Annotated in this window: 20 protein-coding genes; all 20 read left to right on the forward strand. The window is 34.3% G+C overall.

Annotated elements, in window-relative coordinates:
- Positions 1-31 precede the first annotated feature (31 nt).
- The gene (locus KYH19_RS22215) at positions 32-1,006 is read left to right on the forward strand and encodes a glycosyltransferase family 4 protein (protein WP_219076825.1); all 975 of its coding nucleotides are present in this window, start codon (positions 32-34) and stop codon (positions 1,004-1,006) included.
- A 259-nt stretch (positions 1,007-1,265) separates the two neighbouring features.
- Positions 1,266-3,206, forward strand: a complete 1,941-nt coding sequence (locus KYH19_RS22220; protein ID WP_219076826.1) for a nucleoside-diphosphate sugar epimerase/dehydratase — start codon at positions 1,266-1,268, stop codon at positions 3,204-3,206.
- A gap of 6 nt (positions 3,207-3,212) precedes the next feature.
- Positions 3,213-4,826 carry a gliding motility protein RemB gene (locus KYH19_RS22225; protein ID WP_219076827.1) on the forward strand — a complete coding sequence of 538 codons (1,614 nt, stop codon included), beginning with the start codon at positions 3,213-3,215 and terminating at the stop codon, positions 4,824-4,826.
- A gap of 585 nt (positions 4,827-5,411) precedes the next feature.
- On the forward strand, positions 5,412-6,146 hold the full coding sequence (locus KYH19_RS22230) for a tyrosine-protein phosphatase (RefSeq protein WP_219076828.1): 735 nt from the start codon (positions 5,412-5,414) through the stop codon (positions 6,144-6,146).
- A 121-nt stretch (positions 6,147-6,267) separates the two neighbouring features.
- Positions 6,268-7,062 carry a polysaccharide biosynthesis/export family protein gene (locus KYH19_RS22235; protein WP_219076829.1) on the forward strand — a complete coding sequence of 265 codons (795 nt, stop codon included), beginning with the start codon at positions 6,268-6,270 and terminating at the stop codon, positions 7,060-7,062.
- Positions 7,063-7,087: 25 nt separating this feature from the next.
- Positions 7,088-9,433: a tyrosine-protein kinase gene (locus KYH19_RS22240; RefSeq protein WP_219076830.1), complete on the forward strand. Its 2,346-nt coding sequence runs from the start codon at positions 7,088-7,090 to the stop codon at positions 9,431-9,433.
- Positions 9,434-9,460: 27 nt separating this feature from the next.
- A complete protein-coding gene (locus KYH19_RS22245) occupies positions 9,461-10,492 on the forward strand; it encodes an acyltransferase (protein ID WP_219076831.1) in 1,032 nt (343 codons plus the stop codon).
- A gap of 31 nt (positions 10,493-10,523) precedes the next feature.
- Positions 10,524-11,639, forward strand: coding sequence for a GDP-mannose 4,6-dehydratase (gene gmd / locus KYH19_RS22250; RefSeq protein ID WP_219076832.1), 1,116 nt, complete (start codon positions 10,524-10,526; stop codon positions 11,637-11,639).
- Positions 11,640-11,660: 21 nt separating this feature from the next.
- Positions 11,661-12,932: a polysaccharide biosynthesis protein gene (locus tag KYH19_RS22255; RefSeq protein WP_219076833.1), complete on the forward strand. Its 1,272-nt coding sequence runs from the start codon at positions 11,661-11,663 to the stop codon at positions 12,930-12,932.
- Between the two features lie 475 nt (positions 12,933-13,407).
- Positions 13,408-13,842, forward strand: coding sequence for an acyltransferase (locus KYH19_RS22260; protein WP_219076834.1), 435 nt, complete (start codon positions 13,408-13,410; stop codon positions 13,840-13,842).
- Complete coding sequence (locus KYH19_RS22265; protein ID WP_219076835.1) at positions 13,843-14,958, forward strand: glycosyltransferase family 4 protein; 1,116 nt, start codon at positions 13,843-13,845, stop codon at positions 14,956-14,958.
- The gene (locus KYH19_RS22270) at positions 14,959-16,047 is read left to right on the forward strand and encodes an acyltransferase (RefSeq protein WP_219076836.1); all 1,089 of its coding nucleotides are present in this window, start codon (positions 14,959-14,961) and stop codon (positions 16,045-16,047) included.
- 8 nt (positions 16,048-16,055) lie between these two features.
- Positions 16,056-16,652, forward strand: coding sequence for an acyltransferase (locus KYH19_RS22275; RefSeq protein WP_219076837.1), 597 nt, complete (start codon positions 16,056-16,058; stop codon positions 16,650-16,652).
- On the forward strand, positions 16,652-17,758 hold the full coding sequence (locus KYH19_RS22280) for a glycosyltransferase (protein ID WP_219076838.1): 1,107 nt from the start codon (positions 16,652-16,654) through the stop codon (positions 17,756-17,758). Before KYH19_RS22275 ends, KYH19_RS22280 begins: the two co-directional genes overlap by 1 nt.
- A gap of 1 nt (position 17,759) precedes the next feature.
- Entirely contained in the window at positions 17,760-18,353 is a 594-nt protein-coding gene (locus KYH19_RS22285) for an acyltransferase (protein WP_219076839.1), read from the forward strand.
- An 8-nt stretch (positions 18,354-18,361) separates the two neighbouring features.
- Complete coding sequence (locus KYH19_RS22290) at positions 18,362-19,531, forward strand: glycosyltransferase family 4 protein (protein ID WP_219076840.1); 1,170 nt, start codon at positions 18,362-18,364, stop codon at positions 19,529-19,531.
- A complete protein-coding gene (locus tag KYH19_RS22295) occupies positions 19,509-20,891 on the forward strand; it encodes a hypothetical protein (RefSeq protein WP_219076841.1) in 1,383 nt (460 codons plus the stop codon). Before KYH19_RS22290 ends, KYH19_RS22295 begins: the two co-directional genes overlap by 23 nt.
- A 47-nt stretch (positions 20,892-20,938) precedes the next feature.
- Positions 20,939-22,066 carry a glycosyltransferase family 4 protein gene (locus KYH19_RS22300; RefSeq protein ID WP_219076842.1) on the forward strand — a complete coding sequence of 376 codons (1,128 nt, stop codon included), beginning with the start codon at positions 20,939-20,941 and terminating at the stop codon, positions 22,064-22,066.
- A 65-nt stretch (positions 22,067-22,131) separates the two neighbouring features.
- Positions 22,132-23,091 (forward strand): GDP-mannose 4,6-dehydratase, encoded by a 960-nt coding sequence (locus tag KYH19_RS22305; protein ID WP_219076843.1) that lies wholly within the window; start codon positions 22,132-22,134, stop codon positions 23,089-23,091.
- Complete coding sequence (locus KYH19_RS22310; protein ID WP_219076844.1) at positions 23,066-24,097, forward strand: glycosyltransferase family 1 protein; 1,032 nt, start codon at positions 23,066-23,068, stop codon at positions 24,095-24,097. Before KYH19_RS22305 ends, KYH19_RS22310 begins: the two co-directional genes overlap by 26 nt.
- The last annotated feature ends 136 nt before the right edge of the window (positions 24,098-24,233 follow it).

Consider the following 24,233-nt stretch of genomic DNA (forward strand, 5'->3'; position numbering starts at 1 on the left):
TAATTCTATCTTTGTCTCCTTAATTTTTGGCATGTCTATAATTTCAATAGCGGTTTTATTGCTTTCTTTATTCGCACTTGAACTGATTTACTTCAAACTCGCCGATTACTTTAATATCATCGACAAGCCAAATGCCCGAAGTTCCCATACCTCTGTAACACTAAGGGGCGGTGGGATAATTTTCTGTCTGGCTGCAATTATCTTTTTCTTTTTTTTTGGATTTCAATATGTCTATTTTATCCTTGGCCTGGTGCTGATTTCCTTTATCAGCTTTTTGGACGATATTTTAACCTTAAACAATAAAATCAGATTAAGTGTTCATTTTATTTCGGTGATGCTGATGTTCTACCAGTGGCAATTGTTTAGTTTGCCATGGTTTTGGATTCCTATTGCAGTAATCTTGGTAATCGGTACCATTAATGCGTACAATTTTATGGATGGAATAAATGGCATTACGGGTAGTTACAGCCTCCTTGCCATTATTACGCTTTATTACATAAACGAAAATATATATGCTTTTACTTCTCCTGCTTTATTAATCACCATTGCGCTTTCACTACTGGTTTTCAATTTTTTTAATTTCAGAAAGAAAGCGAAATGTTTTGCTGGCGATGTTGGGAGTGTTGGTATAGCCTTCATTATTGTTTTCTTCATAGGTCAGTTAATTTTGGCTACTCATAACTTCAATTACATTTTGCTTTTACTTTTTTATGGTATAGATGCAGTAAGTACTATTTTATTTAGAGTAATCAGGAAAGAAAATATTTTTGAAGCGCATAGAAGCCATTTTTATCAATTTCTTTCTAACGAAAAAAAGACTCCCCATTTAATTGTAGCAACAATTTATCTTTTAATACAATCGATTATAAATATAATTCTTGTTTTTTTTGTTGCCGAAAATATATTCTCGGCACTGTTATTGTGTTTATTTTGCATAGTTATTTTTATGGTTGTAAGATTTAAAATGGAAGGTAAACAACGATTGCTTAAAGCCCGGGTTGTTTAATTGGTTTAAAACAGACATCCATTAAATAACGATGATCAACAGTTCAGTTTGAGAAAAGATTTGAAGCCTGTTGATCGAAATAATAATTATCGAATGTAGCGTTTAAGAAGGATTTAACGTTTATGCATAAAAAGATAATAAATAAAGAAAATTTAATGTGGATTCGTGATTGCACGATACTGAATAGTTTTTAGTTCAGTTTTATTTACATTAAGCACATTGTTAAACTGTATATTTTTTATACTAAGCCTATTGAATTTTGTTTACACAGATTAATATAGTACCACGCTGGATCATCTTTTTGCTCGATACTAGCATCTGTACCTTTTCTATGGTATTTGCCTATAGTTTAAAATATAATTTAGACCTTACGGCAGTAAATGTATTCGAACTTTCCAGAAACCTGTTAATTTTTGCTGCCATTAATATTGGCGTTTTTTTTGCCATTAAAACTTATGCAGGAATTATCAGATATACCAGCGCTCAGGATTCTTTCAGGATATTGTTCTCCATATCCCTCTCAAATGGTATATTTCTATTCATCAACCTTATTTATATTACCTTTTTTAAAGGGTTTTTGATTCCCAATACGGTACTTATTACGGCTGGTTTAACGAGCTTTTTATTACTGATTACCTATAGAGTACTGATTAAATATTTTTTTCTTTATATTAAAAATCTAAAACTGGATAAAAAGAAAGTGATTATTTACGGTGCAGGCGAGGCAGGATTGGCAACTAAAAGAACTTTCGATCATGATCCAAAGGTGAACAAAAATATTGTAGCATTTGTAGATGACGATGAAAGAAAAATTGGTAAAACAATCGATGGTGTAAAAATTCTAGACGCTTCTAAATTGTCTATGTTGATTGAGAAGCATGAATTAGATGAGATTATTTTTGCTTCCTATGCTATTCCTGATGAAAGGAAAAATCAGGTAATTGATTTATGTTTAGAGAACGACATTAAAGTCCTGAATATTCCGCCACGTGATGTATGGACAAACGGACAGTTAAAAACAGCACAGATACAGAAATTAAATATTGAAGATCTGCTTAACCGTAAACCTATAAAAATCGATATTGATGGCTTGGGTAATATGCTCAATAATAAACGCATATTGATTACAGGAGCAGCAGGCTCAATAGGAAGCGAAATTGTTCGCCAGCTTACAAAATTCGATGTTGGTTTAATCATTCTTTGCGATCAGGCAGAGTCGGCATTACATGAGCTTTATCTTGAGCTAGAGGAAAACAATACTAATAAAAACTTTCACGCTTTTATAGGCGATGTTCGTGATCAACAGCGTATGGAGGTGTTATTCAGTACCTATAAACCACATTATGTTTATCATGCTGCGGCTTATAAACATGTGCCTTTAATGGAAGATAACCCGGCAGAAGCAATCAAAGCCAATGTTTTGGGTACTAAAACAATCGCTGATAAGTCTGTTAAATACGGCGTGCAGAAATTTGTAATGATTTCTACTGATAAAGCTGTAAATCCTACCAATATCATGGGCGCATCTAAACGAATTGCCGAGATTTACGTGCAATCGTTAAATAATTCGCTTCACCAGGATAACTTTATATTTAGTAACGGATTAAGTTACATCAATAGCCTTGAGGTTAAACCAATCACTAAATTTATTACCACCCGCTTTGGTAACGTGCTTGGTTCAAACGGATCTGTTATTCCGAGATTTGAGCAGCAGATCAAAAAGGGAGGGCCTATTACGGTAACCCATCCGGAAATTACACGCTATTTTATGACTATACCCGAGGCTTGCCGTTTGGTTTTAGAAGCCGGATGTATGGGTAAGGGAGGTGAGATTTTTATCTTCGATATGGGTAAATCGGTTAAAATCGTAGAACTGGCCAAAAAAATGATTCGCTTAGCGGGTCTTGAACCTAATGTTGATGTAAAAATCGAATATACAGGATTGCGACCTGGTGAAAAACTTTATGAGGAATTGTTAAATGATGCAGAGAACACCATGCCTACCCATCATGAAAAAATAATGATTGGAAAAGTTAGGGAATACGTGTTCTCTGATATACAAAGGCAGATATATGAGTTGATTTCATCAGCAACGTCTGATGATGATTGGCAGGTAGTAATGAATATGAAAAAATTAGTTCCTGAATTTATAAGTAAAAATTCGATATTTGAAGAACTTGATAAAGTTTTAAAAGATTAACTATTGATGAAAAAAATACTTTTAATGGCCGTGATGGCCATTTTTTCTTTGAAGGTTTCTGCACAGGAAGCTACCCCGAATGTAAATATTCCCTATGATTATCAATTTTATCAAAAGCTGAACCCAGCGGTTTATGATCAGCAGAATAAATTCCACTCAGCCATAAAAGGGTTTTATAGTGATGCCAGTGCATTGCAGTTGCGTTATGATTCGTTAATGAATGCAGGTACAGATAGCTTAAACAAAAGAAGCTGGGTGCACCGTAAATTGTTTCAGGAACATCTTCTCAATTTTAAAAATGAAGACTATCATATTTATGCTGATTTTCTTCCGGACCTGCAGATCGGTCGTGATTTTTCAGGTTCACGTTCAACATGGATGAATACCAGGGGTTTTCAGGTAGGTGGAGAAGTGGGCAAGCAGTTTTCATTTTATTTAAACGGATATGAAAATCAGGGTAAGTTTGTTGATTATGTGAATCGCTTCATTGTAAATAACCAGGTTGTGCCGGGTCAAGGCTATGGAAAATTAGGAACTGATAAACAAGACTGGTCGTACGTTACTGCTTTGCTATCCTACACACCGAGTAAATATCTTAATTTTGGATTGGGCTACGACAAAAATTTTATAGGCGATGGTTACCGCTCGATGTTGCTCTCTGATGTTTCTTCCAACTATTCGTTTTTCAGGGTTCGTGCTACGCTAGGCAGTGTTCAATATCAAACCATTTTTGCTTATATGTTAGATCCGGGTGCTCCAAGGCTATCTAGCGATAGGACAACAGGAGACAGGGGAAAGTGGATGGCCGCCCATTATGTAGACTGGAACGCAACCAAAAGATTTTCTGTTGGTTTTTTTCAGGCCGTAACCTGGGCCGATGCACAAGAGGGTGCTAAACGGGGATTTGATTTTAATTATATTCACCCCTTTATATTTTTGCGGCCAATAGAAAGTACGAATACTACTTCGCCTGATAAAATGCGGTTAGGGCTTAACCTGAAATATGAACTATTGAAAAAAACTGCATTGTACGGACAATTTATGCTGGAAGAATTTACGGCCAAAGAGTTTTTTGCCGGAAAAGGCTATTGGGCAAATAAGTACGCTATTCAACTTGGTGTTAGGGGTTCGGACCTTTTTAAAGTGGCTAACCTAAATTATTTGGCCGAGTTTAATAGTGCAAGGCCTTATACCTATTCTCACTTTGATCGTCTTTCTAACTATGCCAACTATAATCAATCATTAGCACATCCACTTGGGGGCAACTTTAGAGAGTTTTTAGGTTTACTAAATTATAGCTATAAAAGATTTGATGTTCAAGGTGAGGCATCGTATGCAAGGTATGGCTTAGATCCTGCTGGTATGAACTACGGGGGAGACATATTTAAAAGCTACGATACCCGTTCTGTTCAATATGGAAGCCATATTGGTCAGGGAATCGGTACTAATCTTTATTATTTAAAGGGGCAAGTGGCTTACCTCATTAATCCAAAATATAACTTAAGATTAGAGGTTGCCGGTACCTATCGAAAAGAAAGTAATGAGTTAGGCATAAATAAAGCCAGTTTGTTAACCATTAGTATAAGAAGTTCTTTTAGGAATATATATCACGATTTTTAGGCTTATTACTGTGTATTTAATAGTACAAAAAAGGGAGATTGATTTAGTTGGGAATTTCCCTAAATAAGGGAAGAATTTCTATAATTTAGTTATGTTCAAATAATGAAGGAACCCAGGTATAATAAATTTTATAAATAACCTGAGTTCGATTAATAATGTGCTTTAATTTGGGTTCTTTGGCGCCTTACATGAACGGTCGTCACCCTCAACTTGTTTCAGGGTCTTTATAGCAAGGCGGTTTAACAGGAAAGATGCTGAAATAAATTCAGCATGACGAAACGGCTAGCCAATTCGTACTAATAAAGTACATTAATTTTTAAACATTAATCGAACTCAGGTAAATAATTAACTTAAGAGCATCTACTGGATATAAATATTCATCTACTTTTGAAAAGCTGTAAGCTATATTTTTTGGTTAGACAAAATATAAAGGCCATTTTGTGAAAAAAATGATAAACGTAATGTTTTTATATATTTCTCGTCTACACAAACCATTTATTTGGAGTAATTGATTGACAATTTAACAATACTAAATCCTAAAGGCTTTTTTGCATATTTTTGATCAATTCTTATTATTACTCTTTTATGTTTAACATTTTTAGTAAAAAAAATAAAGTTACGGATATCGCCTGGCTGGGTATAGATATGCATTCGCATATTTTACCTGGCATTGATGATGGTTCACCTGATATACAAACTTCTTTACAATTTGTAAAATCACTGAATGCATTGGGTTTTAATCATTTAATTGCTACTCCTCATATTTTTAAAGAGCTATATCCTAATACTGCCGAAAGTATATCACTTGCTAAAGAAAAGCTAAAGGATGCATTGAATAAAGCCAATATTTCAATAAAGCTTGAGGCGGGTGCAGAATATATGATTGATCAGGATTTTACACTAAATGAGAAACTCTGCCCTTTAGATGGGAAACATTTGCTGGTAGAAATGTCGTATTTAACAGAAAGTCCTGGTATTAGTCAATCAATATTTGATATAGAGATCAAGGGCTTTAAGCCTGTATTGGCTCATCCTGAACGCTATACTTTTTATTTTAAAGACCTAACCCGTTTAAAGAGATTCAAAGAAAAAGGTTGTTTAATGCAATTAAATCTGTTATCTGTATTAGGATATTATGGCAAAGATGTAAAACAACTGGCAAACCAATTACTGAAAGAAAAAATGTACGATTTTGCTGGTACCGACCTTCACCACGATAAACATTTGGCAACACTAACTGAAGCGGTTCAATCAGGTCGATTGTACGAGTTGATTGGTAAATACGAATTCAAAAATCAAGAAGTGTTTGGGGGTAATTAATTTGACTTTTAAGTTAAACTTGAATTACAAGTTCATTTTTAGACAAAATTCTAATTTTTAGATATTACAATTAAATGATTAAGTTTGCAAGCTATTTAATCCTGTTGGATGGTATTCCCATATGAAAAAACAAACTAATGTGAATAAAAGGAGGAGGCTGTTTCCTCTTCTTTTCGTACTGGCATTTTTTACTTCTTGTGTCAGCAATAAAAAGATAGCCTATTTTCAAGATATACAGACGGTTAAACAAGCTAATCTGGATAGTTCAGCAAAGTATGTTGAGCCAAAAATACAAAACGATGATATTTTAACGGTAAATATTTTCACTTTGGATCCGGAAAGTGGGGCTATTGTTAATCAGGCACCTGCAACCGGAGCGCTGAATAGTACATTAACTGCTGCAGCAACTGGTTATCTGGTTGATAAAAACGGGGAAATCGAATTGGTCCTGCTTGGACGAATTAAAGTTGCCGGGTTAACAACATTTGAGGCAAGAGAGCTAATTAGTGGAAAAGTTAGGGAAATTTACAATAAAGCGAGTGTGGAAGTTCGATTTGCTAATTTTAAGGTTTCAGTATTTGGTGAGGTAAATTTGCCCTCAACATACACTTTTCCTAATGAAAAAACGACTATATTAGATGCTTTGAGCAGAGCTGGTGATCTTACAATTTTCGGCAAGAGAGATAATATTTTAATCGTAAGAGATAATGATGGTAAAAAGGAATTTGGAAGAGTAAATTTAAACTCTACAACAATATTTAGAAGCCCCTTTTATTACCTGAAACAAAATGATGCCATTTACATTGAGCCAAATAAGGCCAGGGTATCGGCTAATAATGCTAGTCAGGTACAAACAATTGGTATAATTTCTTCTGTTCTATCTGTATTGGTATTGGCAATTTCTCTTTTCAAATAACTCTTAATTTACCATATACTATACTATGCAAGAATCTCTTGACCTTCAAAATAAAAGCTTTGAGACAGAAGAAGAAGGAATTGATTTAAAAAAAATTCTAAACCGTTTCCTCGAAAAATGGCCGTGGTTTGTATTGAGTGTTTCTGTTTGCTTATTAATATCCTATATTTATTATAATTATACTCCCCCTGTTTATCAGGTAAGTGCCCGTATTTTAGTTTCTAATGGTGAGAATAAAGGAGGCAGCGGAGATGGATTAATGGATCTTAGTGGTTTGTTGGGATCTAAGAACTCTGTTGATAATGAGATCGAAATTTTAAAAACCCATTATTTAATGACTAAGGTTGTTGAAGAGTTGAAATTAAACATCGTTTACAGTCAAAGAGTCGGGCTTAAAAACATGGAGCTTTATCAGGCTCCTTTTCAATTGGAGATTATTAAGGGCTTAGATACCATTGGCTATAGTAGAGTCGAAGTTACCAAATTAAATGCTGATGTTGTAAAATTAAACATTGATGGTAAGGTTAGTAATGTACCCTTTAACCAGCCTTTTCAATTAACAGGCATCGGTACGGTAAAAGTAGTTAGAAATCCAAATGTAATATTTAACGAAAGGCCTTATATATGCACCATTATTTCAGTTGACAATAAGGCTGGGCAGCTTTTGGGCCAGTTATCTATAGCGTTGGTAAACAATAAGGTAAGTATTATTGAACTCGGACTTGCTTATCCTGACCCAAGGAAGGGAGAGGACATTTTAAATGCACTTATTAAACAATATATTAAAGCAAACTTAGAAGATAAAAATGCTATTGCAGATAGTACAACCGCATTTATTAAAGGCAGATTGAGTTTAATTGCTGCAGAACTTGGTGATGTGGAAACTGATGTAGAAAATTTTAAACAGCGAAACAAGCTTGCTGATATGAGTGCCCAAAGTACGCAACTGGTTGAAAATACAAATACATTTGTTGAGGACCTATCTAAAACGGAAACACAAATAAGCAACCTCACTCAATTGGAATCTTATTTGAGCAATGAAAACAATAAAAGGATTCTCCCGAGTAGTATAGATATGTCTGGTGATATTGTTTTTTCTACAACAATTTCTAAGTACAATTCTTTACTTGTTCAACGAGACAAACAGTTATTAAGTGTTACGGAAACCAGTCCGTTTATACAAAATCTTGATCAACAGATTTCGAATCTGCGTAAAGATTTATTAGAGAGTGTAAAAATCAGTAAAAGTAGCTATCTGGTTACCAGAAATAAGCTTAGAGATCAAATAGCTACATTAGAGAGTAAAGTGAACGATGTTCCCAAAATCGAAAAAGATTACTTAAAACTAGCTCGAAACAAGCAAATTAAAGAAGAATTATATATTTTTTTAATGCAAAAGGCAGAGGAAACAGCTATTTCTAAAACATCCAATATTTCTATTGCTAAAACTATAGATCCGCCCAAAACCAATGGCATGCCCGTTAGCCCAAAAAGAAATAACATTTATTTAGGAGGACTTTTTACCGGATTGATTATTCCAATGGGATTAATTTTATTAATTAACATTTTAAATACATCAGTATCAACAAAAGAGGATATTAGAAATGTAACCCAGGTGCCAATAATCGGCGAAATAAGCCATAATATGGAAGACGACAACTTAATTGTAGCAAATAAAAGCAGGTCTGCCATTTCCGAACAGTTCAGGGCTTTACGAACAAACTTATCATTTTACCTTAGAAATACAGATCAAAAGGTTATTTTATTAACTTCAAGTATGTCTGGGGAAGGTAAATCATTTACTGCAATAAATCTGGGCAATATTTTAGCATTGACAGGGAAAAAAGTACTGCTAATGGAATTGGATCTGCGTAAACCTGGCTTGTCTGCAAAGCTTGGCGTTTCAAATGATGTTGGGTTTAGTAACTATACCATAAACGAAAATTTAGCTGTAAAAGATATTGTAAGGCCGTTAAATATCAATAAGAATATTTTTATTATATCATCTGGGCCTCTGCCTCCTAATCCCGCAGAAACGTTGATGAGCGAGCGGATGCCTGATTTAGTTAATGCCCTGAAGCAAGAATTTGACTATATCATTATGGATGCCCCTCCTATAGGGATTATTGCTGATGCGCAGTTGCTGGCGAATTATGCTGATGTTACCCTTTACCTGGTGCGTCAGAAAGTAACCCAAAAAGCACAGCTGGGCATTGTTGAAGATCTGCATCAAAGTAAAAAAATGAAAAACATTGGGTTAGTGATTAATGATATTAGCAATAAGTATTATGGCTATGGATATGGATATGGGACTTATGGTGAAGAAACGAAACCAGGCCTATTGAAAAAAGTAAGTAAAATGTTCAGTTAATATTTAATAAACTACATACAAATACTAATGAAAAGAATAAAGGGCCTGGATTCTATTAGGTTTATTTGCGCAATTTATGTGCTTTTAGGGCATTTCGGGATCCCGTTTATTCCTAATTTAATGAAAAACCCAAATATTGATGGTTTGTTGCTAAATTTGATTAAATTTTTTTCGCTAACCTTCAATGGTCCCGCTGCTGTAATTGTATTCTTTATTATTAGCGGGTTTTGTATAAATTATCCTTATCAGCAAGAAAAAAAAATCGATTTGTTACCTTATTACTCCCGAAGATTATTAAGGATCGGCATACCGGCAATAATTGCCGCAATTATCTGTTATAAGTTTAATTCATTAGGGGAATTTCCGGATTATGGTGTTTTTTGGAGTATAATATGTGAGGTAATTTATTATTTAATTTTCCCCATTTTATTTTATATCAGAAAAAGAATAAAATGGCAGTATATCGTTATAGGTGCCTATATTATTTGTTTTACTACTTTGCTTTTAAATCCAGGTTTACTAATCGCAAGATCTAATGGTTATCCCGCAATGGGGATTTTTACATGGGTAATAGGTTTGCCTTGTTGGTTACTGGGTTGTTGGCTTTCGGAGAATTATTATCGCTTTACAACTCCTACTGTCACTAAAATTTGGGTACTTCGGTTTTGCATGGTAATAGGTGCTTTGCTTTTAAACATAATTAAGTTTCATGCGCAAACTGTATTTGCGAGTAATTGTTATATGTTAAATATTTTTGCTATTCCAGGCACGATGTGGTTAGCTTATGAGATTATGTATTTTGAGCATGTAAATCCTTCTTCATTGTTAGAGAAGGGGGGGAAATGGAGCTACTCTTTATACATCATTCATCCTGCAATTATAGGTTTTTTTATTTATTATAAAATAGGTGATTTAAATAATATGCAAGTGCCAATTTTAATCTGCTCACTTGTTTTCGCATACGTTTTTTACCTGATTATCGAAAAACCCTCACATAAATTTTCTTCTTTTGTAAGCAAAAAATTACGCACTAAGAGTAAATTGTTGCTACAGAATTAATATTAATTTTTTTAAAAAAAACATTAACAAAATGGCTAAAGTAGCATTAGTTACAGGTATCACAGGACAGGATGGTGCCTACCTTGCAGAACTTTTATTAGAAAAAGGATATACCGTTCACGGGATTAAACGCCGTAGTTCTTTATTTAACACAGATAGAATTGATCATTTATATCAGGACCCTCATGAAAAAGATGTTAGGTTTAAGCTTCATTATGGTGATTTAAGTGACAGTACAAACCTGATTCGCATTATTCAGGAAGTTCAACCAGATGAAATTTATAATCTTGGGGCCATGAGTCATGTTAAGGTCAGTTTTGATACCCCTGAATACACGGCCAACGCAGATGGTATTGGTACTTTAAGGTTATTAGAAGCAATCCGTATACTGGGTTTAACTAAAAAAACAAAAATTTATCAGGCCAGTACTTCCGAATTATATGGTTTGGTGCAAGCAGTACCTCAATCAGAAACCACTCCATTTTACCCCCGCTCACCTTATGCCGTAGCAAAAATGTATGCCTATTGGATTACAGTAAATTACCGTGAAGCTTATGGAATGTTTGCTTGTAATGGTATATTATTTAACCATGAAAGCCCGTTGCGTGGTGAAACCTTTGTAACACGTAAAATTACCCGTGCAGTAGCTAAGATAGCCCAGGGTATGCAGAGTAAACTGTTCTTAGGCAATTTAGATGCCGAACGTGATTGGGGGCATGCAAAGGATTATGTTGAGGCCATGTGGAGAATACTACAACAAGATACTGCTGAAGATTTCGTGATTGCAACCGGAGTAACTACACGCGTAAGAGAATTTGTACGTTTGGCTTTTGCTGAAGTAGGAATTGTTGTAGAATTTAAAGGAGATGGAGCAGAAGAAAAGGGATATGTAGTTTCTTGTTCAAATCCGGACTATCAAATTGTTGAAGGTACGGAAGTAGTGGCGGTTGATCCTGCTTATTTCCGCCCTACCGAAGTAGATTTGTTAATTGGCGATCCAACCAAATCTAAAACCAAGCTGGGGTGGGAACCAAAATATGATCTTGCAGCACTGGTAAAAGAAATGGTAGCAGCTGATGTTGAGCTTTTCAAAAAAGAATCAATATTGAAAGGCCATGGCTACCACGTTAAAAATCAATACGAATAAATAAGTATTTAATTCAATTCAATGTCGGATGCTAAAGATAGTAATCTTTTAAAGTGGATAAAATTAATTTCTATAACTGGTGGAGCGCAGGCAATAGTACAACTTACTAGTTTGCTTTGTGGTTTGTTGATCATCAGGCTATTACCTACTAAGGAATATGCGCTTTATACATTAGCCAATACGATGCTTGGAACAATGTCATTATTATCAGATGGAGGTATTTCTACAGGTGTATTGGCACTTGGAGGAAAGGTATGGGAGGATAAAAAAAAGCTTGGAATTGTTTTGTCAACAGGTTTGCAACTGAGAAAAAAGTTTGCGTTTTTCAGCTTAAGTATTGCAGTTCCTATTTTGGTCTATTTGCTATTACATCATGGGGCAAGTATTTTAACTACAGTATTAATCGTTATGGCTTTAATACCGTCTTTTTATTCAACCTTATCTGATTCATTACTGGAGATCATTCCAAAATTGCACCAGGATATCAGACCCCTTCAAGAAAATCAAATTAAAGTAAGCGTACTTCGTTTAACAATCAGCGCGCTAACTGTATTTTTATTCCCTTTTACATTTATAGCCATCTGGGCTGCAGGTATACCAAGAATTTTGGGCAATATAAAATTGAGGAAGATTGCAGGTAAATTCACCGAAACCAGCAATGAAATTGACCCAGGGGTTCAAAAAGAGATTTTTAAGATTGTTAAAAGAATATTGCCTGGCGCAATTTACTATTGCCTTGCCAGCCAGTTAACGGTGTGGTTGATTTCTATTTTCGGAAATACAGCTAATATTGCAGAAGTTGGGGCTTTAGGGAGATTATCGATGCTTCTTGGAGTGATATCAACTATGTTTTCGATCCTGATTGTACCCAGGTTTGCAAGAACCAAAGAGTCTGGTAAGGCTTTGCTTAAACGATATTTGTTTATTTTGGCAGCTATGCTTGTCATTTTATCCGGAATAACTTTTATTGTCATGTTATTTGCTTCCCAGTTATTATGGGTGTTAGGAGACCAGTATGCAAATTTGGAAAAAGAACTGGTATATGTTATGATTGGTTATAGTGCGAATGTTTTAATGGGGCTGGCAATAGCACTTTACACCAGCAAAGGATGGGTTATTAACCCTGTTTATGCAATCACATTAAGTGTTTTACTAATTATTTCCGGGATATTTATTTTTGATTTAACGAAAATTTCAGGGGTACTTAAATTAAACATTTTTATAGCTGTTTCGGAATTAATGATACATTTTGTTTTTGGTTTCTTTAAAACATGGTCTGTTGAAAAAGAATAAAAAAAATAAAATTTAATGCATTGGAGATAGCCATGTTCTGTTTTTGCAGGAGAAGGCAGGCTGGTTCCAATTGTGTCCGAACAAAAAAAAAAATTGGTTAATCATTTTGTGATATTTAGGTTAGGGCCGGTAACAGCATATGATTTTTGTAAGGAAACCAGTTCTACAAATGCAAAGCAGCTGTTTGAAAAAATATTAATATCAGAAAGACGATATGATTGAATCAATAAGGAATTAATCTTAAACGGTAAAGAAAAATCAGTGTATGCGAAGGCCTTAATAGAGAAATTGTTTTTATTAAATGATATTCAGCAGAAAATTTTGACAATTATAAATTTTTAATAAAAGCAAGAAAATTCTTTTACTAATGGAAATATTAAAGTCTTTTTTTTCGGACCTCAAACTCTGGATTTGCAATTTTATAATCGCTTTTATTCCTTCGCATGGCATCAGGTTGTTTTACTATAAATACGTTATGAAATTTAAGATAGGTAAAAATGCCAGCATTCATTTAGGTTGCAGATTTGATACTTCAGGCTTTTTTTCGATGGGTTCAAATAGTACAGTAAACCAATATTGCCACATGGATAACCGGGGCGGTATTTACATTGGCAGCAACGTTTCTATTTCTGCACAGGTAAGTATTGTTACAGCAGATCATGATTTTGGAGACGAGATGTGCATAGCCCGAAAAGATAAGGTCGTTATTGAAGATTATGTATTTATTGGATATGGAGCAAAAATTTTCAAAAATGTAAAAATGCATTATGGTTCTGTTTTAGGCGGTGCTTCTTTGCTAACAAAAGATACACTTCCTTATGGGATCTATTATGGCGTACCGGCAAAATTCAAAAAAGAAAGAAGAAATGATTTAAAACATACATCAATGTATAAAAGACTATTCCATTAAATGAAGATTTTATTCCTTAGTAATTGTCCCTTAGTTGAATCTCAGGGATCTGGCTATGTGATTGTAAACACAGCTAAATCTTTATCGGCCCTTGGGCATAAGGTTGATATGGTTCCGCCAGAAGACCTGATCATTTTACCAAAATTAAGTGGTACTGCTAATCTATACAGAATGGCCCTTGGCATGGGCATATGGGTAGTTAAAAACAGAAAGAAGCTTAAACAGTATGATAGTATATTTTTGTATGGGGGCGAAAGTTACCTTGCACTATACCTTATTAAGTCTTTTTTAAAATTAAAGGCAGCCATTATCCTGCACTCTAATGGATTGGAAATTCACGTTGAAAAAAAAATAAAGGAATTTAAATCTTATTTAAAGCATACAGAAAAGAAATGGTATCATTTCAATACCGGCTTTTTATTTCAATACTGTTATTTAAATGTAGATGCAATTTTAACCGTTTCGAGATACGATGCCGATTTTGCTAAAAAATCACTAAACGTACCTGCTAAAAAAGTATTTTACATTGAGCCGGCACTGCCCGATCTTTTCTTTGAGGTGGAACCCAGTGTTACAAGAGAGAAGATAATTACATTTTGTGGTTCATGGATTGATCGAAAAGGCATTGATGCCATGATTCAGGCCATGCCGAAAATTTTAAGAAAATACAACCAGTTTAAATTCAGGATTATAGGTGCTGGTTATGGATTTAAAGTTGATGAAGTATTTCCTGAAGATGTGCTTCAAAATATAGAATTAATACCCTTTGTTGATCATAAAAAAGATTTAATTGTACATTATAATCAATCACTTATATTTATTCATCCATCAGTTTGTGAAAGCTTTGGGTTAACTGTTGCAGAGGCAATGTTTTGTGGCTGCGCTGTAATAACCGGAGCAACCGGAATTGCTTATGATCTTATTGATGGAGTAGAAGCTATAGTGTTGGATCAACCTAATGCTGAAAATTTATATAATAGTTTAGATCACTTAATTAATAATGATTTATTAATTGAAAAGTTAACCATCAATGGAAAAAAACGTGTTCAGCAATTAAACTGGAAAGCATTCGAAAATCAACTAAATCAGGTATTACGCTCTAATAATTTAACCTAAATGGCACAAGAAATATATAAAAAAATGATTCCCAGTCTTAATGGATTAAGGGCTATAAGCATCATGATGGTATTACTTTGCCATTTTTCACAGCATAATTTCCTGCCTCATAACGCTTTATTCAGATACGCAGGTATGATGATTGGTAACGGGCCTTTGGGGGTAAATGTCTTCTTTATTATAAGTGGGTACCTGATTACTACACTATTAATCAAAGAAAAAGAAAAGAAAGGATCTATCTCATTAAAAGGGTTTTATATCAGGAGAACTTTGCGAATTTTTCCTGCTTACTATTTTTTAATGTTTGTATACTATTTGCTTACCCTGTTTAAATATTTTGACATCACCTCTTTAGAATGGATTGGGGTGTTAACTTATATGAAGCAATTTTTTCCAAGTGCGAGATATGAAACTGGCCATCTTTGGTCTTTATCCGTTGAAGAAATATTTTACCTTATTTTTCCCTTTCTATTTATTTTCTTAGGTAAGAATATTAAAAAAGTATTGCCCGTACTCATTGTTTTAGGAGCCTTAAGTAGGTTTTTGTTCTTTGCTTATCCACAACCATTAATGACAAATACCATTTTTGTAACAAGTGATGCATTGTTGATAGGATGTTTTTTTGCACTAAATCATGACAAAATAATTGAATGGATTTTTAAGTACAAATGGGTTAAATATCTTGTTCCGGTAGCACTTTGCTTTTCTGTTTTGATCTATAATTATTTTTACCACCTGTGTACCTATGATCATTCTAAATTACTTATTACTGTTACTGCAATAGCATACAGTTTGTTTGGTAGTATTGGCCTTTTTACAAATTTATTTATCGCGGTAATCGTTATGATATCTATATCGCAAAGAAATTTATGGTTTAAATTTTTGAATACCAGATTGCTTAACTATATAGGTACGTTATCTTATAGCATCTATTTATGGCAACAGTTGTTTACTTCCAATCGCGAGTATTTGCACCGACTGCCTCTTTTAGTTGTAATTTTAATTATTTTAATCTGTGCAAATCTTTCTTACTACTTAATAGAGAAGCCATTTTTTAAACTTAAAGACCGATATAGCAGCAAAAATTAACAGAATTTATGAAAGGTATTTATGATAAAGGAATTTTCTTTTTAAGATTTAGGATTTTTGATGCTTTCTTCAATTTCTTCCGCATTAAACTGTTTCGTTTATATGGGATGGAAATTGGAACTGCTTGCCGTATTTCAAAAATCTTGTTTACCTGGCCTAACCAAATTTCAATCGGAAACTCATGCACACTCGAAAAAAGCATTTATTTTAAGTTTGATGGGATATGGAGAACGGGTAAGTCGATAATATTAGGCAATAACGTTTTTGTTGGAACTAATTGTGAATTTAATATCAGTAAAAAAATTGTAATCGGAGATAATTGCCTGATTGCCTCTGGTTCCAGGTTTATAGATCATGACCACGGAATGAAGACTGATACTTTAATGCGGTTACAACCCAGTATAGAAAAGCCAATTATAATCGGAAATGATGTTTGGATAGGCGCAAATGTAATTATACTAAAAGGTGTTGAAATTGGTGATGGTGCTATTGTTGCTGCAGGTGCAGTTGTAAATAAACCGATAGGAGCATACGAAATTTGGGGAGGTGTACCCGCAAAAAACATTGGACACAGAGAAAATCATTTAACCACTCAATCAGGATAATGAAAATATTATTTATTTGTGGTTCAATTGAAAAGGGAAAAGACGGTGTGGGAGATTATACAGCCAGATTATGTGCTTCATTATCAATTTTAGGTTATGATGTAAGTATTATTTCATTAAATGATCCTTATGTGGATACCAATTTTAAAACGGTACTAAATAGTGAAGGGCAAGCTATACCTGCATTAAGATTAGCGAAAAGTGAAGAAATGAACTTGAAATTAGATTTGGCTGCTCAATTTATCAGGGAGGAAAAACCAGATGTGATAAGCCTTCAATATGTTGTGTTTTCATTTAATCATAAAGGTTTACCTTTTTCTTTAGCAAAAAGTTTAAAGAAAATAAGCAATAATATTCCCTGGCACATCATGTTTCATGAGTTATGGGTGGGTATGGATAAAGGTGCTACTTTTAAAATGAATATTTGGGGTAAAATCCAGAAATTCATTATCAAAAGGATGGTAACAATACTTAATCCTGTAATTACGCATACACATACCAGGCTATATCAGTCAAAATTAGCCAATATTGGTGTAAAATCTAACTATCTGCCCCTTTTTGGCAATATACCGGTAACTGCCGTTACTCCTCATCGTAATCAACGTCAATTCGTTGTTTTTGGGGGGATACACCCGGGAGCCGGTATTGGAGATTTAATTAATTTGAATGCCCGGATAAAGGAGAAATTTAAATATGATTTGAAACTTGTATTTATTGGTAGAAATGGTGGTGAGTTAAATCAGTGGCTGCCCTTGGTTCGTAATTCAGGTATAGAAGTTGTTGTACTTGGAGAACAGTCTTTAGGTACCATTTCGGAAATATTAAGCCAGTCGGTTGTGGGTATTTCTACTACCCCACTATTATTGGCAGAAAAAAGTGGCTCTGTTGCAGCCATGCGTGAGCACGGGTTAATTATTCTGGATATGTCAAGAAAGTGGGAAGTAAGAGGTACTGATAATGTCCCGATTCCCAGCGAAATGGTCTCTTGTAATGATTATTTTGATAACTTCGCTCATACGGAAGATAGGAACCGAACACATTCCTTCGGAATAGCAGCTGTTACTCAAATGTACTTAAATGATTTGCGAGGCATTAATATAATCTAATATGGCAGGTTTTAGTTATTTGTTTAAAAATAGAGCGGTATTTCCATTCGCATCTTATGCACATATTAAGGCATGGGCTAAGCGTTTTCAAACGCTGCCTGAATTAATAAGAAGAAATAGGAGGAGATCCCGCCTGGTAAAAAAAGGGGCCTGTATTGATGAAAGAGCTGAAATTGGGCAGGTAAAGGCCGGTGGAAACAAAAAAAATCTTAAAATTGGTGCATACACATTTATCGGTCAGGTAGAATTTGCACTTCACGATCAAATTGTAATTGGCGAAAATGTTTGTGTAAATGATGGCGTATTATTTTTAACTGCGTCTCACGATTTAAAAGATCCTGAATGGAAACATGTAAAATCACCAATTATTATTGAGGATTACGCATGGATTTGTACCAATTCGATAATTTTACCGGGAGTTCGTATAGGCCGAGGGGCTGTTGTTGGAGCAGGTGCCGTTGTAAGTAAAAATGTTGGCGATTATGAGATTGTGGCAGGGAATCCAGCTCAGGTACTTACGAAAAAGAGAACCGAAAAATTAGAATATAATCCATGTAGTTTTTTGGCCGCAAACAGGGCCTGGTTAGTTGGATAAATAAAATTATGAAAGTTGTTTACACTGCTCCCAATAAGAGTCATCATTATATATACGCACTAGGATTATTAAAGGCAAATATTCTTTATCGTTTCGTTAGTGGGTTTTCGAGGTTTAGCCCAAGGGCTAAACAAGCAGAATTGGCTCCGAAAATACGAAGAGCAGATTTTCTACAAACCATATATATTGCATGCTTAAAATTTAAATTACCTGATTTTTTATGTCGGAAAATTGCATATTGGGCCAAAATTGAACAAGACCTTGCCTGCAAAAAATATGTAAAAGACTGCGACATTTTTTTATTTTATAACGGAAGCGGACTTTCGAGTTGTGCCTATGCAAAAAAAAATGGAGTAATTACGATAGTAGAAGCTGTAAATTCTCATATTTCCTTTCAGGAGGATATACTTAAAAAAGAATATGAGAAGCTTGGCCTGGTATGGAAACCATCATACCAAAAAGAAAAAGAAAGAAGAATTAAGGAGTATCAGGAAGCTGACTTTATTTTAATGCCATCAGAATTCGTAAGAAGCAGCTTTATTCAGATGGGGTTTGCTAAAGAGAAACTACTTAAAATACCTTACGGCTTCAATAAATTTCAGGCCAGTAATCATCAGGTTGCTAAAGATAACACCAAATTTACCGTTTTATTTGTTGGAAGTATATCGGTGAGGAAAGGATTAAGATATTTGATAAGTGCTTTTAATGATCTTAAACATCCAAATAAACAATTGGTTATTGTTGGCCCAACTAATCATGATACAGGAATTGCTGATCTTTCTTTATCCTCAGACATTGTTTTTCGTGGCGTTTTAAAAGGAAATGATCTTGAAGATGCATACCATAATGCTGATGTATTTTGCTTACCCTCAATAGAAGAAGGTTTAGCATTGGTACTTGGCGAAGCAATTGCATCCGGTCTTCCTATTATTGCTACCACTAATACTGGAGCCAGCGATATTATTAGTGATGGATGCGAAGGTTTTATTGTGCCAATTTGCAACGATAAAGCCATTCTTTCCAAGATGCAACTCCTTGCAGATAATGAAGAACTTTTAACATCAATGAAACAGGCGGCTAAATTTAAATCTAAGGATTTACCCGGATGGGATGTAACTACTGGCAATTTGGTAAATACATTAACCACTATATTTAATGAAAAAAAGAACTCAAGATAGATTTCTGAAGTTAGGTATAGCCTTTAGGTATTTAATTTATGCCTTAGTGATAATGCTTGTGTTTGAAGGTTTACTAAGAAAGGTTTTACCTCCTTTTCTAAGTACACCTGTGTTTTTTATTAAAGATGTTATTTGCTTAATTGGCTTATACATTTTTCTGAGTAGAAAGTTTGATAAAGCAGGTAAAAATTTAAAAAATGTTTGGTTGTTTGTTTTTTTTCTATTTGTTCCGTTATTTATTATTACATCCTTTCACGGACTTTTAATAACCTGTTTTGGTGCTAAGCAGTACTTACTATACGTCATAGTTGCACTGCTCACCGTGGCGGGCTTTACAAAAGATAACGGATTTGAATTTAAGAAGTTTGTGAATTTTTTTGTTTTATTATTAATTCCAACAACTTTTGTAGCGGTTTTGCAAAATTCTCTACCTGCTACTCATTGGTTAAATCTATCAGTTGGAGGGACATCACTCGAAGCCTTTTCTGCTGCGGGATTTTTAAGAGTTGGTTCCACATTCTCTTTTACCGGGCAGTATTCTTATTTTCTAAATGTTGAGGCTGCTTTTCTGATGATTCATTTTTTTATTTCTCCTCAAGAAAAAAATAATCCCTCTTTGTTTAATCGGTTAAAGATTCCAATTAATGTGTTGTTAACATTATGTTTAATTGTGGGGGCATTTATTACGGGTGGTAGAACTGCCGTTTTAGGGGTAACTAGTTGTCTTGTTCTGGGCTTTATTTTGTTAGGCTTTAAACGCCAGAAATGGATGTTGAGTAAAGGAATTGTTTTTGCATCTTGTTTAATAATAGGCATTGCAGCCCTGCGGGTTGTTAAGCCTGAATATTTTGCTGCATACGAGCGACGTTCCTCCGGATCAGATAACCAAAGCCATTCTGAAGAACTTGAGGGAAGGGTTTTATCTACTTTTACCGATTGGACGACCTGGTTCTGGGAACAGGATCTTGGTAGTGTTATTCTTGGTAATGGTATCGGTGTAATGAGTAATGGCGCGGAGAAAATAAGTGAATATGCTTACCAGGTCCGCTTAAAAATGTGGACTGAAACAGATTTATCTACAACATTCTGGGAAGGAGGGTTATATCTAGCCTTAATCTGGTATAGCTTTAGGCTTTATATTATCTACATGGCATATAAAATATGGAAAAGAATGCATATGGTGAATTACTTTTCTGCTGCATCCTTTTTATTGGCATATATTATCATTAATGGGATAATTGGTACCTTAGCTTTGCAGGCTCCACTATCTATCTGGTGGTGGATGGCAGTTGGCTCTATGATAACAATCAAAAACTTAGATCGGCAGCTATATTTAAAAAATAAATCACAAATAGTTTGAAAGATATTATTTTCATAAACTCCCATCCCATACAATACTTTGCGCCTATGTACAAGTATATGAATGATCATGGGGTAAAAACAAAAGCCTGGTATGAATCTGATGAATCGATTAAAGGCGGTCTGGACATTGAATTTGGCACCAGGATTAAATGGGATATACCATTATTAGAGGGTTACGAGCATAAATTTTTTAAAAATCATTCATGGAAACCTTCTCATAAAAAAGGATTTTTTGGTTTAATTAACCTGGGGCTTATTAAAGAATTATTTCAAATTCCTAAATCAATTATCGTTGTTCATGGGTGGCATTATTTTACTCATTTTCTGGTGTTACTGATTGGCGGGCTGAAAGGACACGAAATCTGTATCAGATGTGATGTTCCTTTGAAACAGGAAAAATTAAAAAAGGGTGTAAAACAAAAGATTAAATTTTTTTTCTATAAGTATTTCCTGTTCCCTCGTATTAATTGGTTTTTATATATCGGGGAACAGAACAGGCTTTTTTATAAAAGTTATGGGATTAAGGATCATAAACTCTTGTTTTGCCCGTATGCTGTTGATAATGATCGGTTTGTTCAATCTAAATTACAAATCGAAAAAAGTGGGAAATCTTTTAAACAGAAGTTGCAGATTCCCGAAAACGATAGGGTAATTTTGTTTTCGGGCAAATATATTGATAAGAAACTGCCACTGGACCTTATTAATTCGTTTTCCCTTTTAAACGATGCGCACACATGGTTGGTTATGATAGGTGAGGGAGCGTTAAGGCCTGCTATGGAAAAAAGGATAGCAGAGCTGGAACTGAAAAACGTTGTTTTAACCGGATTTATAAATCAATCTGAAATCGTAGATTATTATTCTATAGGAGATGTATTTGTAATGTGTTCGGCTTTAGGAGAAAACTGGGGGCTTTCGGTTAATGAGGCTATGAATTTTAATATGCCTTTAATTATTTCAGATTTAACAGGATGTTCAGAAGATTTAGTTGTTAATGGCAAAAATGGCTATACCTTTGAAACCAGAAATATAAACGATCTCGCAGCGAAATTAAAACTGGTAATTGCAGAGGTAAATGCCGGGATTAAATGCCATTCATCAGATATCGTTGAAAATTACAGCTATGCGCGCATACTGGTACAATTATCAAAGCTAATAGGAGTGCAAGCTAGTTAATGTATTATTTATTTCGCCTGGATTTTGTTTAATGAGTATAAAAAAGGTTTTTTCTGAGTGTGTATATGACTAAAGTTGCAATTATTACAGGAATAACTGGTCAGGATGGTGCATATTTAGCCCAACTGCTTCACGGTAAAGGTTACAGGGTGATTGGCCTGATAAGGAGTTACTCTCACATTAATTTTAAGGGGCTTGAATATTTAAAATTAAAAGATAAAGTGGAGCTGCTAGAATGCGATCTTGCAGATTTATCACAGGTTATGTCTATAATTAAAGAATATAACCCCAATGAAATTTATAATTTGGCGGCACAAAGCTCTGTTTCTTTGTCATTTAGGCAGCCTATTGGTACGATCCAATTTAATATCTTATCTGTTTTAAATCTACTCGAAGCCATTAGAATGCTTAATCCCGAATGTAGGTTTTATCAGGCCTCTAGTAGCGAAGTTTTCGGTGAAGCAAAACTACCAATAAAAGAAACTTCTGGTATAAATCCAATTAGTCCTTATAGCATATCAAAGGCTTCTGCGCATTGGATAACCAAGAATTACCGGGATTCTTACGGACTTTTTAGCTGCAGTGGCTTCTTATTCAACCACGAATCTTATTTAAGAAGTGATAATTTTTTTATCAAGAAGGTAATTTTACAAGCGATTAGAATCAAAAATGGTGAAGCAGAAACTTTAGAGGTAGGTAACATTGATATTAAAAGAGACTTTGGATGGGCACCTAAATATGTAGAGGCTATGTACCTGATGTTACAACAGCCTCATGCCGACGATTATTTGATCTGCTCAAACCACTCTGTTTCCCTGAGGTCAATTATTGAATATGTATTTAACTATTTAAATATATCACTTGATCGTTTGGTGATTAATGAAAAGTATTTCCGCCCAACAGAAATAATTGATATTTATGGTGATAATACAAAAGCTAAAGCAAAATTGGGTTGGGAATACGAGATGTCTTTCTATGATGTATTAACGATTTTAATTAATGAAGAAATCGAAAATGGTAAATAAAAAAATACAAATTAACTTTTTCCAAAGAAAACCAAGAAACGGATTTAGTTTTAGCCTGGAATATATCTTTGAAGATATAAGGAAAAGGCTGATAGATAAGATTGATGCCAGGGTATTTATCTCAAAATGTTATAATGATGGATATTATACCAAGTTTATTAATATAATAGAAGCAGCGTTTAGACAGGGGAATGATATTAACCATGTTACTGGCGAAATTCATTTTCTTAATTTATTAATGCGTAAAAAGCGCGTGGTACTAACCGTTTTAGACTGCGGCATGATGCCGAGAAAAACAGGATTAGCCAAAATAATTGTAAAATGGCTTTATCTTACAGGCCCGGTAAAAAGGGCTAAAGTCGTAACTTCTATTTCTGAGGCCACAAAAGCTGAAATTGTTGGCTATACTGGTTGCAATCCTGATAAAATAAGAGTTATACCGGTTGCAATCGCCCCTGTTTTTCAGCCAGTGTCTAAACAATTCAATAAAACCAAGCCAGTAATCTTACACATCGGTACAGGTCACAATAAGAATTTACTTAGGTTAATAGAATCGTTAAATAATATCGAATGTCATTTAACAATTGTTGGTAAGCTTAACCCCGAATACCTGGAGGCTTTAAGCAAATTTAATGTTGATTACAGTAATGAATATAATGTCTCAAACGAAAGGCTTTTAGAAAAGTATCACGAATGCGATATTTTAACTTTTGTTTCTACTTTTGAAGGATTTGGAATGCCAATAGTTGAAGCCAATGCTGTTGAAAGAGTTGTGGTTACCAGTAATTTATCATCAATGCCCGAGGTTGCAAATGAAGCAGCTTGTTTAGTTGATCCGTTTAGTATTGAAGACATACGAAATGGAATTTTGAAGGTTATTAATGACGATAATTATCGTGAAGCATTAATAGAAAAAGGAAGAGTGAATAAATTGCGTTTCAACCCTGATCTTATTGCTAACCAATATTTTCAGCTTTACCAGGAAGTTTTGAGTTCGAAACAATGAGTATGAAAATCCTGGATATTTTATACACTTGCTTGACTTTGCCTTCAAATGATAAAGAAAAAATGGTTTCTTTGTGCAATAAATCATTTCAAGTTTATTTTTCTGCTTTATTGCCACAATAAACCTGGAGAAAGCG

Origin of the sequence: Pedobacter sp. D749 (assembly GCF_019317285.1) — a bacterium.
Taxonomy (GTDB): Bacteria; Bacteroidota; Bacteroidia; order Sphingobacteriales; family Sphingobacteriaceae; genus Pedobacter.

Excerpts from the sequence above, each read along its gene's own strand:
- KYH19_RS22215 (WP_219076825.1), top strand. The coding sequence starts at position 32 with ATGTCTATAATTTCAATAGCGGTTTTATTGCTTTCTTTATTCGCACTT.
- KYH19_RS22225 (WP_219076827.1), top strand. The coding sequence starts at position 3,213 with ATGAAAAAAATACTTTTAATGGCCGTGATGGCCATTTTTTCTTTGAAG.
- KYH19_RS22230 (WP_219076828.1), top strand. The coding sequence starts at position 5,412 with ATGTTTAACATTTTTAGTAAAAAAAATAAAGTTACGGATATCGCCTGG.
- KYH19_RS22235 (WP_219076829.1), top strand. The coding sequence starts at position 6,268 with ATGAAAAAACAAACTAATGTGAATAAAAGGAGGAGGCTGTTTCCTCTT.
- KYH19_RS22240 (WP_219076830.1), top strand. The coding sequence starts at position 7,088 with ATGCAAGAATCTCTTGACCTTCAAAATAAAAGCTTTGAGACAGAAGAA.
- KYH19_RS22245 (WP_219076831.1), top strand. The coding sequence starts at position 9,461 with ATGAAAAGAATAAAGGGCCTGGATTCTATTAGGTTTATTTGCGCAATT.
- gmd (WP_219076832.1), top strand. The coding sequence starts at position 10,524 with ATGGCTAAAGTAGCATTAGTTACAGGTATCACAGGACAGGATGGTGCC.
- KYH19_RS22255 (WP_219076833.1), top strand. The coding sequence starts at position 11,661 with ATGTCGGATGCTAAAGATAGTAATCTTTTAAAGTGGATAAAATTAATT.
- KYH19_RS22260 (WP_219076834.1), top strand. The coding sequence starts at position 13,408 with ATGAAATTTAAGATAGGTAAAAATGCCAGCATTCATTTAGGTTGCAGA.
- KYH19_RS22265 (WP_219076835.1), top strand. The coding sequence starts at position 13,843 with ATGAAGATTTTATTCCTTAGTAATTGTCCCTTAGTTGAATCTCAGGGA.
- KYH19_RS22270 (WP_219076836.1), top strand. The coding sequence starts at position 14,959 with ATGGCACAAGAAATATATAAAAAAATGATTCCCAGTCTTAATGGATTA.
- KYH19_RS22275 (WP_219076837.1), top strand. The coding sequence starts at position 16,056 with ATGAAAGGTATTTATGATAAAGGAATTTTCTTTTTAAGATTTAGGATT.
- KYH19_RS22280 (WP_219076838.1), top strand. The coding sequence starts at position 16,652 with ATGAAAATATTATTTATTTGTGGTTCAATTGAAAAGGGAAAAGACGGT.
- KYH19_RS22285 (WP_219076839.1), top strand. The coding sequence starts at position 17,760 with ATGGCAGGTTTTAGTTATTTGTTTAAAAATAGAGCGGTATTTCCATTC.
- KYH19_RS22290 (WP_219076840.1), top strand. The coding sequence starts at position 18,362 with ATGAAAGTTGTTTACACTGCTCCCAATAAGAGTCATCATTATATATAC.
- KYH19_RS22295 (WP_219076841.1), top strand. The coding sequence starts at position 19,509 with ATGAAAAAAAGAACTCAAGATAGATTTCTGAAGTTAGGTATAGCCTTT.
- KYH19_RS22300 (WP_219076842.1), top strand. The coding sequence starts at position 20,939 with ATGTACAAGTATATGAATGATCATGGGGTAAAAACAAAAGCCTGGTAT.
- KYH19_RS22305 (WP_219076843.1), top strand. The coding sequence starts at position 22,132 with ATGACTAAAGTTGCAATTATTACAGGAATAACTGGTCAGGATGGTGCA.
- KYH19_RS22310 (WP_219076844.1), top strand. The coding sequence starts at position 23,066 with ATGAAGAAATCGAAAATGGTAAATAAAAAAATACAAATTAACTTTTTC.